The 13147-nt window shown below is 43.6% G+C and carries 13 protein-coding genes and 1 pseudogene; 11 read left to right on the plus strand and 3 right to left on the minus strand.

The annotated features are described in order from the left end of the window. Positions 1-62: 62 nt before the first annotated feature. From SHAL_RS08030 to sstT, 4 genes are all read left to right on the plus strand, one after another. Positions 63-533 (plus strand): phosphatase domain-containing protein, encoded by a 471-nt coding sequence (locus SHAL_RS08030; protein WP_012276650.1) that lies wholly within the window; start codon positions 63-65, stop codon positions 531-533. Positions 534-619: 86 nt separating this feature from the next. Beyond that, positions 620-2104, plus strand: coding sequence for a phospholipase D-like domain-containing protein (locus tag SHAL_RS08035; RefSeq protein WP_223296255.1), 1485 nt, complete (start codon positions 620-622; stop codon positions 2102-2104). Between the two features lie 91 nt (positions 2105-2195). Beyond that, positions 2196-3098 carry a chemotaxis protein CheV gene (locus SHAL_RS08040; protein WP_012276652.1) on the plus strand — a complete coding sequence of 301 codons (903 nt, stop codon included), beginning with the start codon at positions 2196-2198 and terminating at the stop codon, positions 3096-3098. A gap of 180 nt (positions 3099-3278) precedes the next feature. Next, entirely contained in the window at positions 3279-4502 is a 1224-nt protein-coding gene (gene sstT, locus SHAL_RS08045; RefSeq protein WP_012276653.1) for a serine/threonine transporter SstT, read from the plus strand. Positions 4503-4576: 74 nt separating this feature from the next. On the opposite strand, the pseudogene SHAL_RS08050 reads toward sstT, so the two are convergent. Continuing rightward, positions 4577-4795 (minus strand): annotated as a pseudogene (locus tag SHAL_RS08050) (alpha-N-acetylgalactosaminidase); the annotation flags it as partial. A 321-nt stretch (positions 4796-5116) separates the two neighbouring features. Here SHAL_RS08050 and SHAL_RS08055 point away from each other — a divergent pair. Next, positions 5117-5527 carry a hypothetical protein gene (locus SHAL_RS08055; protein WP_012276655.1) on the plus strand — a complete coding sequence of 137 codons (411 nt, stop codon included), beginning with the start codon at positions 5117-5119 and terminating at the stop codon, positions 5525-5527. Between the two features lie 83 nt (positions 5528-5610). Here SHAL_RS08055 and SHAL_RS08060 read toward each other — a convergent pair whose 3' ends face one another. Next, positions 5611-6279: an RluA family pseudouridine synthase gene (locus SHAL_RS08060; RefSeq protein WP_012276656.1), complete on the minus strand. Its 669-nt coding sequence runs from the start codon at positions 6277-6279 to the stop codon at positions 5611-5613. A 143-nt stretch (positions 6280-6422) separates the two neighbouring features. Then, positions 6423-7016: an acyl carrier protein phosphodiesterase gene (locus SHAL_RS08065; protein ID WP_012276657.1), complete on the minus strand. Its 594-nt coding sequence runs from the start codon at positions 7014-7016 to the stop codon at positions 6423-6425. A gap of 165 nt (positions 7017-7181) precedes the next feature. Between SHAL_RS08065 and SHAL_RS23230 the strand changes: the two genes are divergently transcribed. The 6 genes from SHAL_RS23230 to secF all read left to right on the plus strand — a co-directional run bounded on the left by SHAL_RS23230 (position 7182) and on the right by secF (position 13013). Further along, on the plus strand, positions 7182-7355 hold the full coding sequence (locus SHAL_RS23230; RefSeq protein WP_012276658.1) for a hypothetical protein: 174 nt from the start codon (positions 7182-7184) through the stop codon (positions 7353-7355). Positions 7356-7472: 117 nt separating this feature from the next. After that, positions 7473-8510, plus strand: coding sequence for a tRNA preQ1(34) S-adenosylmethionine ribosyltransferase-isomerase QueA (queA, locus tag SHAL_RS08070; protein WP_012276659.1), 1038 nt, complete (start codon positions 7473-7475; stop codon positions 8508-8510). Between the two features lie 180 nt (positions 8511-8690). Continuing rightward, positions 8691-9824 (plus strand): tRNA guanosine(34) transglycosylase Tgt, encoded by a 1134-nt coding sequence (gene tgt, locus SHAL_RS08075; protein ID WP_012276660.1) that lies wholly within the window; start codon positions 8691-8693, stop codon positions 9822-9824. Between the two features lie 27 nt (positions 9825-9851). Then, positions 9852-10184, plus strand: a complete 333-nt coding sequence (gene yajC / locus SHAL_RS08080) for a preprotein translocase subunit YajC (protein ID WP_012154722.1) — start codon at positions 9852-9854, stop codon at positions 10182-10184. A gap of 17 nt (positions 10185-10201) precedes the next feature. Next, positions 10202-12052: a protein translocase subunit SecD gene (secD, locus tag SHAL_RS08085; RefSeq protein ID WP_012276661.1), complete on the plus strand. Its 1851-nt coding sequence runs from the start codon at positions 10202-10204 to the stop codon at positions 12050-12052. A 13-nt stretch (positions 12053-12065) separates the two neighbouring features. Further along, entirely contained in the window at positions 12066-13013 is a 948-nt protein-coding gene (gene secF, locus SHAL_RS08090) for a protein translocase subunit SecF (RefSeq protein ID WP_012276662.1), read from the plus strand. Positions 13014-13147 lie beyond the last annotated feature (134 nt).

A 13147-nucleotide genomic window follows, 5' to 3' on the forward strand; every position in this document is an offset into this window, starting at 1 on the left:
CTTTAGGTATTCTCTTGGCGATTTTATGTCATTTGAAACTCATCATTTATTTAGGAAATACTATGCAGCACCTATTTTGGTTAGTTGACGGACAAATTGCTGGGCGCAGCGGACCCAATAAAGATCCTTGGGATCTACTTGAGTTAAAAGCTGCAGGGATCGATGCCATTATATCCGTTAATCATGGTGAAGATTGTATTGAAGCAGAGCTTACTGGCGCGGGGTTGGATTACCTATGTGTGCCTTTTTCTCGTAATATTCCGCCTAAGCCGGAAGACTTAGACTATTGTGTCGAACAGGTGCCTAAAGCACTGGCATTTATCCGAGAGTGCGAGGCGCAAGACAAAACCGTACTTATTCATTGCCGCTCAGGTAAGGATAGAACGGGTCTCATAATGGCTTACTATCTTATGGATAATGGCGCTGCACCTTTGCATGCAGTAAGTCAGGTTAGAGCTGTGCGCGATATTGCATTTAGCGCAGAAGGTTGGGATCAATTTGCATTCGATGTGCTTTATGCGTTACAAGATTAACTAAGGCTCAGCAATAGAATAATAAAATGAATGCAAATGGATTGCATGCACTTACCTTTTTTAAAATAGTTTTACTTTGGGCAGCCATGAGTGTGTTAATTGGCTGCCAATCCTCTCCCGTTTTCCCCGATAAAGCAGTCACCACAAAGTTAGCTGTTCAGCCTAATTGGCCATTGGTTCAATATGTTCAAGCCGATGTGAAGGCGCATCCTCAGCAAACAGGCGTTTTACCTCTCACCGATGGTATTGATGCCTTTATTGCACGCCTCGCCTTAGTCAATGCTGCAACCGCCAGTATTGATCTGCAGTATTACATCTACCGCGGCGATGATACCGGTAGATTATTAACTTGGCATTTAATCGATGCAGCACAGCGTGGTGTCAGAGTCCGTATTTTACTCGATGATATGGCCGTTAAAAATGCCGATGAAGCCCTCGTTATGCTGGCCGAGCACGAGAATATTCAGGTTCGCCTCTATAATCCATCGGCAGAGAGGGATTTTCGGAATATCGCCTTTGTTGCAGGATTTTCTCGGTTGAATCATCGTATGCACAATAAATCGTTAACCGTTGATAATACGATCAGCGTTGTTGGTGGTCGCAATATCGGTAATGAGTACTTTTCAAATGACACCAGTGTGGAGTTTGGTGATTTTGATCTAATGGCCATAGGTAGCGCCGTCGATGAGGTTTCAGATCAATTTGATCTTTATTGGAACTCGCCATTGACGGTTGAGGTTGGAGCGCTGATCCCCCACAGAGTGACGGCGGAGGAGATCGCCGATGCATTGGCGGTCGTTGAGTCAGAAAAAGCTGCATATCAGTCTAACCCCTACATGACACGTTTATTGAGTAGTGAACTCATTTCTCAGATGCAAAATCATGCTTTGCACTGGTATTGGGGCAGTGCAAAACTGGTTTATGACCAGCCGGACAAACAAAATCATCAATTAGATAGTGATAGTATTTTGGCCGATCTTGGCGAGTTTTTGCAGCAAGCAAAACAAGATGTTTTTATTGTTTCTCCCTATTTTGTACCAACACGAGAGGGGAGTATGAACATTATAGAGTCGGCTAAGGCTGGGATTGATATTACCATTTTAACTAATAGTTTAGCCGCAACCGATGTGCTGGCTGTTCATGCTGGGTATCGGCAGTATCGACAACAGTTATTGGAGGCGGGTGTAAAAATCTATGAAGTCAAAGCTAATCCAGAGCAGAAGAAGAGTAGTAGCTGGACAGGGAGCTCTAAGAGTAGTTTGCATGCTAAAACCTTCATCATAGATAAGCGCTCAATCTTCGTTGGCTCTTTTAACTTTGATCCACGTTCGGCATGGTTGAATACTGAGATGGGCTTAATTATTGATAACCAAGATCTGGCTGGTGAAGTCGTCGGTGGAATCGAGGCTAGCTTAGCGAAAAATACATATCGATTGGTTGTCGAGGAGGGGGAGATAGTCTGGTTTGATGATTTTTATCAGCGAAAAATCTATACCGAACCCGACGCTGGGCTATGGCGTAAGTTTCTCGTCGATTGCATCGCATTATTGCCGATTGAATCGCAGCTTTAATTGTGTGCTTATTATGATTGAGTTAGAGTTTGCTCAAACCTATTAGATAGTAAGTGGCTGCACTAAGATGGAAGCAATAACAGGTAATAAAATGAAGAGCAAAGCGAGTCAATCTCAAGGCTTACTCTTGTTTCAACTGTCTCTGACACAGTTATTTGCCTTGGGCACCTTAAAAATACGCGAATTGGTTCCCTACACCCCATTGAGCGCTATTCCTCATTCCCACCCAACGATTTTAGGGGCGGCTAACATCCGAGGCGCCACCATTCCCATTGTAGATATGGCCGCCGCCGTTGGTTATCGACCGATTAGTAAAGAGGAGCTAGCAGATAGCTATATTATTATTACCGACTGCCAAAGAATGGTGATTGGTTTTTTAGTTCGTTCAATCGACAAGATTATAGAATGTAACTGGCGTGATATCGAAAAACCGCCCAGTAATTTGGGGAAGAATGCATATCTTACTGGCGTGACTAAAATCGAAGGTAAGCTGGTGCAGCTACTCGATGTTGAACTGCTACTGTCTAAAGTCTTTCCGGCTAGTCCTGAAACAAGTCGAGCGATCCTTACAGACGTCCAGCGAGAGTGTCTTAAGCCACTCAATATTTTGTTGGTTGATGACTCTAAAGTGGCACGTAAGCAGCTTAGCGACGCACTAGACAGCATTAATATTCCGTATCAGGTGACTGCTGATGGTAAGGAGGCTCTGTCGATAATGCAGCAAGCTGAGCGCGATAATCACGCCATTGATATTTTAGTGAGTGATATCGAGATGCCTGGACTCGATGGTTATGAGCTGGCATTTGAAGTTAAGAATAATCCAGCGATTGCACCTGCCTATATTATCTTACACACCTCACTTTCTAGCGAAATCAGCGTCAGCCAGGCTCATCAAGTAGGAGCTAATGAGGCGCTAACAAAGTTTTGTGCTCATGAGTTGATTGACGCCATGTTACGCGGGGCAGAGAAGGCCGTGGATAAGGCTAATCTTTAGGACCTTATTAGCAATATGTTAATCGTGAGTAATATCCGAGTCTATTTGTCAGGCAAAGCTAGACAATAGTTGCCACTTCCGATACAAACTGTGTCGAAGGGAGATTAATTTTATTTAAGGTTTGCCTAATGGTGAGCTTAAATGGAATAGTTGCATACTATAAAAACGACAGGTTAACTAATGAAACAAAAAACATCTTTGTTTGCCCGATTGGCAGACGGCAGTTTAGTGCTACAAATTCTCGTGGGTATTGTTGCTGGTGTTATTTTAGCAACCGTATCAAAAAGTGGTGCTGAGAGTGTGGCTTTTTTAGGTGAGCTGTTTGTTGGCGCCTTAAAAGCAATTGCACCTATCTTAGTGTTTATCTTGGTGGCGGCATCGATTGCTAACCAGAAGAAAAATGCTAAAACCAATATGCGTCCAATTGTGATCTTATATCTGTTTGGCACATTTTCGGCTGCAGTCACCGCAGTGTTAATGAGCTTCTTGTTTCCTACCACACTGGCATTATCGTTAGATGCAGCGCAGGCATCACCACCAGAAGGCATTGGTGAGGTGATCCATACTCTACTGTTCCAACTTGTCGATAACCCGGTTAATGCCGTATTGACTGGCAACTATATCGGTATTTTAGCTTGGGGTGTGGGTTTAGGCTTAGCGCTTCATCATGCTACGGATTCAACTAAGCAAGTGTTTGCCGATGTGAGTCATGGCGTATCTCAGATGGTTCGTTTCATCATACGTTTAGCACCGATTGGTATTTTTGGTCTTGTATCAGCAACATTCGCAACAACAGGTTTTACTGCGATTGCAGGTTACATGCACCTACTTCTTGTATTGCTTGCTGCGATGGCAATTATGGCGTTAATTATTAACCCTGCAATTGTGTACTTTAAAATTCGTCGTAATCCATACCCATTAGTATTTACTTGTCTTCGTGAAAGTGGCGTAACAGCCTTCTTCACTCGCTCGAGTGCGGCCAACATTCCGGTAAATATGGCCTTGTGTGAAAAGCTTAAGCTGCATGAAGATACTTACTCTGTTTCAATTCCTTTAGGTGCGACCATTAACATGGGCGGCGCAGCGATCACTATTACTATTTTGACGCTTGCTGCTGCAAATACGATGGGAATTCAAGTTGATCTACTTACCGCTATTTTGTTAAGTGTAGTCGCAGGGGTTTCTGCTTGTGGTGCATCAGGTGTCGCCGGTGGCTCACTGCTGCTTATTCCATTAGCATGTAGCTTATTTGGTATTTCAAATGATGTGGCTATGCAGGTGGTTGCAGTAGGCTTTATCATTGGCGTTATTCAAGATTCAGCTGAGACTGGCTTAAATAGCTCGACTGACGTTATCTTTACTGCTGCGGCGTGTGAAGCGGCAGAGCGAAAAGAGAACGCTTAATTAAATCGTTATCGCTTTAAACTAAAAGCCCGTTCACCTAGGTGAACGGGCTTTTTTGTGGTTGATAGTGCAGCTTACGGGCCGATAATCCCAAGTGGTTTATCTGTTTGCCATGCACCACGCATAAAATCGGGTAAATTAACTGAATTACTACGGTTATTGACTGACACTTCACTCAAAATATTCACAACAGACCATGAAGCGTGGTCATAAATGTCTCGATATAATGGCTCGGCATTTCTTAGGCGATATAGTATGCGCCAGAGCATTAAGAAGTTCATACCGGCATGACCCCTGCAATTTTTAAAAACAGTCGGCGATTAAATGTCATCTGAACTCCTGTCGTATTTTTAAAACTATTCAACCAGAGCGTAACGTTATATCAGATTTGGTTGGGAAAGATTAAAAGATGATGAGGGGGAGTTTGTGCTTGTCTTTTGATGCGTATTTACTAAAGTAATGCATAGAAAGTGATTTATATCGCGTTTTAAATTTTTTAGTACGATACACTTTCTGTTAAAAGGTAGCGGTAACCTTGTGATTGATTTATTTGTTTATACTTGGTGTTGTAAACAAAAATATTACAAATGCTTTTTAAGGGAGAAAACTAGCTGATGGCTCTTGTACGCAATAAGGCAGATGAAGTTATTCAAATTGAGAAAGAAGCAAAACTCAAAGAGATGGAATTGTCAGTCGTTGAAAAGCGTAGACGTTTATCTTGGCGAGAAGACGAACTCCAATCTCGTGAGGTCGTTGGCCGTTGGACTGATGAAAGACCTTTGCTAGGAGACAATATAACCCTTTATAAGCAATCGGGTAGGTATTACTTGGAGACCTGGTATCTCGACGGTTGCCATAGTTTAGATGAAATGATCTCAAAACAAACTGAAGAGGGCATCAAGCTTGAAGACAAGGGGGGGAATATTTTTGGTGAATACTTTATGTTTACTGAAGGTAAAGATCTCAAGTTCTGTAATTCAAATCACTGTTATTACACCGCCAAAGTTAATGTAGAAGCGGCATAAAATTGTAATCATTTAATTGAGCACTGCTTCGGGTGAGGCAGTCTTCTACAGAAAGAAAAGGGGCGTTGGCCCCTTTTCTTTTTTTATTTCAAACTGCTTGAGAAAGGATGCGCACTGCTAAACTGCATGGCTTTGCCTGAGTAAGGGTGGGTAAAGCTTAAAGTTTGTGCGTGTAGCTGTAGTCTCTTTGCAGCGTTGATCACTTGATCTTCACCATAGAAGTCATCCCCCAAAATGGTATGCCCAAGTGCGAGCATATGTACGCGTAATTGATGGGTTCTACCGGTGACAGGTTTTAGCTCGACTAAACAACTCGCAGGCTTTTGAGCCAGTACTTTGTAGTGAGTAATGGCAGTTTTACCAGAGGCACTGACTATCTGTTTGGGTGGGTTAAGTTTATCCGCCGCGATAGCAAGCTCAATAACACCGCTTTGTTGTTTCAGTATGCCATCGACTTCTGCAATGTAGGTTTTTTGCGTTTGTCTGTTTTGAAATTGGGTCTTGAGGCTCGACTCTGCCTTCTTATTACGTGCAAATACCATAATGCCAGATGTTGCACAGTCTAAACGGTGCACTAATATGGCATCTTTAAAGCGCTGTTGCAGCCGTGTGAGTGCACAATCGTGGGTGTATTCAGCGATCCCTGGATTAGATAGCAAGCCTGATGGCTTATTGATAATGATAATATCTCGGTCGATATATCGAATATCTAACCAAGGAATACTGGGGGGCTGATAGCTAAAAATTTGCATGAGTTCTCCTATTGCAGCGCAATTCTAGCAAAATACTCTGCGTGAAGACATGTAGTTAATTTAAGAATTAATTTGATTCCAAATGGGCTCAACTATAGGCGATATAGGATGAGCCACACCATCGGTTTTAAAATCGCGCTTTTTTATAGGTATTCAGGTGGGGTGTTGCGTGTCCATAAGCGGCTGTAGGCCATTAGTTGTGGATAAAAAGTTCGAAAGGCGATTTCAATCTCGGTATCGAGTTTTTTGACGCACTCTTGTGCCCCGTTAAAAATTTCGGGCTTAGAGACTCGCTTTGCCACAGAGGCGAGCGTTTGATTGAGTCCTTCACGAGTTTGATAGCCGACGAGCCAGTTTTCTTGGCGGATTTTTGGTGCTATCGATATCAGTTGCTGCGGAAGCTCTTTACACTCATCAATGGCGTCATACGCTTTAGCTGCAAATTCTTCGAGGCTTTGGTGATGGTATTCGTCCCAGTATTTTGCCAACATATGATCAAAGCTAAGATCGATGATAATGGGTGCGGCACGAGTTAATGTTTTTGGGAAGATGGATAACAACTCTTTAGTGATTTCGTGACTATCGGTTAGCTGATCTATTTGACGGTGTAACCATATTCCTTGTTGGAGATGTTTAGGGAAATGTTCAATGCTGCCTTTAGCAAAATCTCCAGCGATATTGGCGGCCAATGAAGTTTGGCTATTGTCTGCTAAGTGCAGGTGTGCAAGAAAGTTCATATTTTATACTTGGTAATACGCATACTTCACGTTATCATGCGCGGTGATGCTAAGGAAATCCTTTCTCGATAAGTTTACATATAAAGTCGAAATTTAGGTGCTCTTTAAGGATGCGCATCATTTTATTGTTACATACCCATCAATTAAACGGTTTGAGGATCAAGGATGATGTGGAACTGGTTAACCCAAAAGCTAGCAAAGAATGATCAAGTTAGACGTAAAAAAGTCAAAATTGATATTCCTTATGAACAGCACCGCTATCGAATTGAAGATTTTGACGTGAAATCGTCGGCAGATGTAGCTAAAAAGCAGCCGAGTAAACTAAAGTCATTCAATTAGAATTCAAACTTTACTTCTGTAAACGCGTATATTGACGGTTTTTTGAGGTCGGATTGTTGATCTTCTTTTGCTCTGGCCATAGACTAGCGGCCGATTTAGACACAGTTGAGACTTTCCATGCGCGTTGCAGATTTTTCTTTTGAACTCCCTGACGAGTTAATCGCCCGTTACCCTACGGCCGAGCGAACAGCGTCCCGGTTATTGTCACTCGATGGTAATAGCGGCGAGCTAACCGATCTACAGTTCACCGATATTTTAGAGCAAGTCAATCTTGGCGACTTGATGGTATTTAACAATACCCGAGTCATTCCTGCGCGTATGTTTGGTCAAAAACAATCTGGTGGAAAGCTCGAGATTTTGGTTGAGCGTATGCTAGATGACAAGCGAGTCTTAGCCCATGTTCGTTGCTCTAAATCTCCAAAGGTCGATTCGATTATCTGCCTAGATGGCGGCTACGAGATGATAATGGTCGCTAGACATGACGCCCTGTTTGAACTCGAATTACAAAGCGATAAAACGATTTTAGAAGTACTTGAAGACGTCGGCCATATGCCATTGCCGCCTTATATCGATAGACCCGATGAAGACGCCGATAAAGAACGTTACCAAACGGTTTATAATCAAAACCCTGGTGCGGTTGCGGCTCCTACGGCAGGTTTGCATTTTGATGATGCCATGCTTGCGGCATTAAAAGACAAAGGTGTTAACACTGCATTTGTGACCCTACACGTTGGTGCGGGTACCTTCCAACCTGTGCGCGTAGATAATATACTCGATCATAAGATGCATTCGGAGTGGGCTGAAGTGCCACAGAATGTTGTGGATTTAATCGCTGAGACGAAAACCAGAGGCAATCGCGTTATTGCCGTTGGTACCACATCGGTACGTTCACTCGAAAGTGCAGCCAAAGCCTCGCCTGAGCAGTTAGAAGCATTTAGTGGTGACACTGATATCTTTATCTACCCTGGATATCAGTTCCAAGTGGTCGATGCCATGGTGACAAATTTCCACCTGCCAGAGTCGACTCTGATAATGTTGCTGAGTGCATTTGCCGGTTTCGATGAGGTAAAAAACGCCTATCAGCACGCGATTGCTCAAAAATACCGCTTCTTTAGCTATGGCGACGCCATGTTTGTGACCAAAAAAGCGAACTAATTATCCAAATTGCTTTAAAATACCCAGTTCATATGAAGTGGGTATTTTTTTATCTGCACTTTATTAATGCATATTTTGGCATTTCGGGGGGATACTGTATTGTTCGCCCTTATGTTTGTCATAATCTTGGCTCAATGGTGAGTCGACTCAGGTCAGACTGTTTCTCTGGCGAGGTGAAAAATGAAATTTGAATTAGATACAACTCAAGGCCGTGCCCGTCGCGGTCGCTTGATTTTTGAACGCGGCACGGTTGAAACACCTGCATTTATGCCTGTGGGTACCTACGGCACGGTTAAAGGTATGACGCCTGAAGAAGTGCGCGCTACTGGTGCCGATATCTTGCTTGGTAATACATTCCACCTATGGTTACGTCCAGGTGAAGAGATCATGCGCAAGCATGGTGATCTACACGACTTTATGAACTGGCAACGACCAATCCTGACAGACTCTGGCGGATTCCAAGTATTTAGCTTGGGTGATATCCGTAAGATCACCGAGGAGGGTGTGCATTTTCGTTCGCCAATTAATGGCGAGAAGATTTTCTTAGATCCAGAAAAGTCGATGCAAATTCAAGATTCATTAGGCAGCGATGTGGTAATGATTTTTGACGAATGTACACCGTACCCAGCAACAGAGGACGAAGCTCGTAAATCGATGCAGATGTCACTTCGTTGGGCACAGCGTTCACGCGATGAGTTTGACAGACTTGAAAACCCGAACTCTCTGTTCGGTATTATTCAAGGCGGTGTTTATGAAGATCTACGCGACGAAAGCTTAAACGGTTTAGTCGATATTGGTTTTGATGGATACGCTGTTGGTGGTTTAGCAGTTGGCGAGCCAAAGGAAGACATGCACCGTATTCTTGAGCATGTTTGTCCAAAAATTCCGGCTGATAAACCACGTTATTTGATGGGGGTTGGTAAACCTGAAGATTTAGTTGAAGGCGTACGTCGCGGTGTGGACATGTTCGATTGTGTTATGCCAACGCGAAATGCTCGAAACGGTCATCTGTTTACCAGTGAAGGCGTTATCAAGATCCGTAATGCACGTCATCGCGATGATACTTCACCACTCGATGATAAGTGTGATTGTTATACCTGTAAGAACTACTCTCGGGCATATCTCTACCACTTAGATCGTTGTAATGAAATTTTGGGTGCTCGATTAAACACCATTCATAACCTTCGTTATTACCAAAGATTGATGGAAGGTTTGCGTGGCGCTATCGAGACAGGTACATTAGACGCCTTTGTTACGGAATTCTATACCAGCCAAGGTCGAGAAGTACCTGAAGTACCTGAATTAACCGATTAATTTTTACTCAGACAAGAAGAGAATACTATGTTTATTTCAAACGCATATGCAGCTGATGCACCTGTTGGCGGCGCTGGTGGCACGATGGAATTGATTTTCATGTTGGTCATTTTTGGCCTAATTTTTTACTTCATGATTTTCCGTCCACAATCTAAGCGCGTTAAAGAGCACAAGAACCTAATGAGCTCGTTGAGCAAGGGTGACGAAGTGTTAACAAGCGGCGGTATTCTAGGCAAGATCGCTAAGATCAGTGATGAAAATGACTACGTGTTGTTGACCATCAACGAGACTAGCGAAATCACGATTAAGAAGGATTATATCGCGGCCGTATTGCCAAAAGGCTCTATTAAGTCACTTTAAGCCAAGAGGGCGATGGCGTGTTAAATAAATACCCGATGTGGAAAAACCTAATGGTGATAGTCATTATCGCCATAGGTGGATTCTATGCGATACCAAACCTTTTCGGAGAAGACCACGCAGTTCAAGTGGTTGCGACTCGAGGAGCAGAGGTCTCAGCGTCGACTCTGTCGACAGTAAATGAAGTATTAAAGAGCAAAGGTATCGCTGTTAAGCGTTCCGAGCTTGAAAATGGTCAGTTGTTAGTACGCTTAAACAATGGTGAAGAGCAATTAGTTGCTAAAGAAATCATTAGCGATGCGTTAGGCGACAAGTACACCGTAGCATTGAACTTAGCACCAGCCACACCAGAGTGGTTAGAGGCCATGGGCGGTTCGCCTATGAAGCTAGGTTTGGACTTACGTGGTGGTGTTCACTTCTTGATGGAAGTGGATATGGGCGAAGCGCTTCGAAAGATGAGCGAAGCCAAGGTTGCAGACTTCAGAACTGATTTACGAGCTGAGAAAATTCGCTACGCGGGTATTCGTAATGGCGCCAAAGGCATCGAGATTAAGTTTCGCGATGCCGAGACTTTAACGAAAGCAGAAAACTTTCTTAAGTCTCGCAGCAATGACATGGTCTTCGTTGACAAGACTGTAGGCGATGACTATGTCCTTGTTGCTAATCCAAGTGAAGCTTATTTAAAGCAAGTGAAAGAAGAAGCACTACAGCAAAACATCACCACACTGCGTAACCGTGTAAACGAGTTAGGTGTGGCGGAGCCTGTTGTGCAGCGTCAAGGTGCTGAACGTATTATTGTTGAGCTACCAGGTGTTCAAGATACTGCGCGCGCAAAAGAGATTTTAAGTGCGACAGCATCGATTGAATTCCACATGGTTGACCAAAAAGCCGATGTTCAAGCTGCGATGAGTGGCCGAGTACCTGCTGGTTCTGAGCTTTATCAGCGCCGCACAGGTGGTCCAGTCGTATTGAAGAAAGCGGTTATGTTGACCGGTGATCATATTCAAGGTGCGCAGCCAAGTTTCGATGAATATAGCCGTCCTCAAGTATCAATTAACCTTGATGCTAAAGGTGGTTCAATCTTCTCTAATGTCACTAAAGATAACATCGGTAACCCGATGGCAACGCTATTTATCGAGTATAAAGATACCGGTGAAAAGAATGCCGACGGCAGCGTTAAGATGAAGAAGATTGAAGAAGTGATTTCGGTTGCTACCATTCAAGCGCGTCTTGGTCGTAACTTTGTTATCACAGGTCTTGAGCATGCAGAAGCACAGAACCTAGCGTTATTGCTACGTGCTGGTGCGCTAATTGCCCCTGTTTATATTGTTGAAGAACGTACCATTGGTCCAAGCCTAGGTCAGGAAAATATCGAAAACGGTATGCAAGCGATGATCTGGGGTATGGCTGTTGTCTTAATCTTCATGTTGGTTTACTACCGTGGTTTCGGCCTAATCGCAAACCTTGCGCTAACCGCTAACTTAGTGATGGTTGTGGGCGTGATGTCTATGATCCCAGGAGCTGTGCTAACTCTGCCAGGTATTGCCGGTATGGTGTTAACAGTCGGTATGGCGGTTGATGGTAACGTGCTGATTTACGAGCGTATTCGTGAAGAACTGCGTAATGGTCGTAGCGTACAGCAAGCGATTCATGAAGGATACGGTAACGCATTCTCAACTATCGCCGATGCGAACATCACTACCTTTATGACAGCGCTTATCTTATTTGCTGTGGGTACAGGTGCAGTGAAAGGCTTCGCGGTAACCCTAATGATCGGTATCGCCACTTCTATGTTTACTTGTATCGTAGGTACTCGTTCAATCGTGAACGCGATCTGGGGTGGTAAACGCGTGAAGAAACTGTCTATTTAAGGGGAAGTTGATAATGTTACAGATTTTAAATGTTAAAGGCACAGTCAACTTCCTGCGCCATGCACTGCCAATCAGCATATTCTCTGCTGTATTAGTGCTAGGCTCAATTGCTACCTTAGCGACAAAAGGTATTAACTGGGGCCTAGACTTTACTGGCGGTACGGTTGTAGAGCTTGAGTTTTCTAAGCCAGCTAACCTAAGTGCGATTCGCACTAACCTTTCTACAGAGGCTGTTGGTGGCGCCGTGGTACAGAACTTTGGTTCTAGCCGCGACGTGCTTATTCGTCTTCCTGTAAAAGATGATTTTAAGAGCGTAGATCAAGTTAACGACGTCATGGATGCCGTGACTAAGCTTGATTCATCGGTTATTCAAAAGCGTGTCGAATTTGTTGGACCACAGGTAGGTAAAGAACTTGCCGAGCAGGGCGGGTTAGCGGTTTTAGTCGCGCTAATCTGTATTCTGATCTATGTGTCATTCCGATTTGAATGGCGTTTAGCAGTTGGTTCGGTTGCGGCACTCGCGCACGATATTATCGTTACTTTAGGCGTATTTTCGCTGTTACAGCTTGAGTTCGATCTAACGGTATTAGCCGGTTTGTTAACCGTTGTGGGTTACTCGCTTAACGATACTATCGTGGTATTTGACCGTATTCGAGAGAACTTCCTAAAGTTGCGTAAGAGTACGCCTGAAGAAGTGGTTAATATTTCAATCACTCAGACCATGAGTCGTACTATTATTACAACTGGTACAACTTTGGTTGTGGTTGTCGCTTTGTTCCTTAAAGGTGGCACAATGATCCACGGCTTTGCGACTGCATTGCTGATGGGTATTTTTGTGGGTACCTTCTCGTCAATCTATGTGGCGAGCTTCTTGGCTATCAAGCTAGGCATTAATCGTGAACACATGATGCCTGTTGAAATCGAGAAAGAAGGTGCAGATCAAGACGCATTGATGCCTTAATCGGTATAAGCGTAAAAAAGCCACCGTTGAGGTGGCTTTTTTATGCGCTATTGGATGGCAATTATCTTTAATTTTTTGTAAAAACGAGTATAAACCCCATCTATTCTGCCTAGGCTAAGTATTTTCTGCTGTTC

Source organism: Shewanella halifaxensis HAW-EB4, assembly GCF_000019185.1.
GTDB lineage: Bacteria > Pseudomonadota > Gammaproteobacteria > Enterobacterales > Shewanellaceae > Shewanella > Shewanella halifaxensis.

Coding starts and splice junctions, on each gene's coding strand:
- SHAL_RS08030 (WP_012276650.1), top strand. CDS start 63: ATGCAGCACCTATTTTGGTTAGTTGACGGACAAATTGCTGGGCGCAGC.
- SHAL_RS08035 (WP_223296255.1), top strand. CDS start 620: ATGAGTGTGTTAATTGGCTGCCAATCCTCTCCCGTTTTCCCCGATAAA.
- SHAL_RS08040 (WP_012276652.1), top strand. CDS start 2,196: ATGAAGAGCAAAGCGAGTCAATCTCAAGGCTTACTCTTGTTTCAACTG.
- sstT (WP_012276653.1), top strand. CDS start 3,279: ATGAAACAAAAAACATCTTTGTTTGCCCGATTGGCAGACGGCAGTTTA.
- SHAL_RS08055 (WP_012276655.1), top strand. CDS start 5,117: ATGGCTCTTGTACGCAATAAGGCAGATGAAGTTATTCAAATTGAGAAA.
- SHAL_RS08060 (WP_012276656.1), bottom strand. CDS start 6,279: ATGCAAATTTTTAGCTATCAGCCCCCCAGTATTCCTTGGTTAGATATT.
- SHAL_RS08065 (WP_012276657.1), bottom strand. CDS start 7,016: ATGAACTTTCTTGCACACCTGCACTTAGCAGACAATAGCCAAACTTCA.
- SHAL_RS23230 (WP_012276658.1), top strand. CDS start 7,182: ATGATGTGGAACTGGTTAACCCAAAAGCTAGCAAAGAATGATCAAGTT.
- queA (WP_012276659.1), top strand. CDS start 7,473: ATGCGCGTTGCAGATTTTTCTTTTGAACTCCCTGACGAGTTAATCGCC.
- tgt (WP_012276660.1), top strand. CDS start 8,691: ATGAAATTTGAATTAGATACAACTCAAGGCCGTGCCCGTCGCGGTCGC.
- yajC (WP_012154722.1), top strand. CDS start 9,852: ATGTTTATTTCAAACGCATATGCAGCTGATGCACCTGTTGGCGGCGCT.
- secF (WP_012276662.1), top strand. CDS start 12,066: ATGTTACAGATTTTAAATGTTAAAGGCACAGTCAACTTCCTGCGCCAT.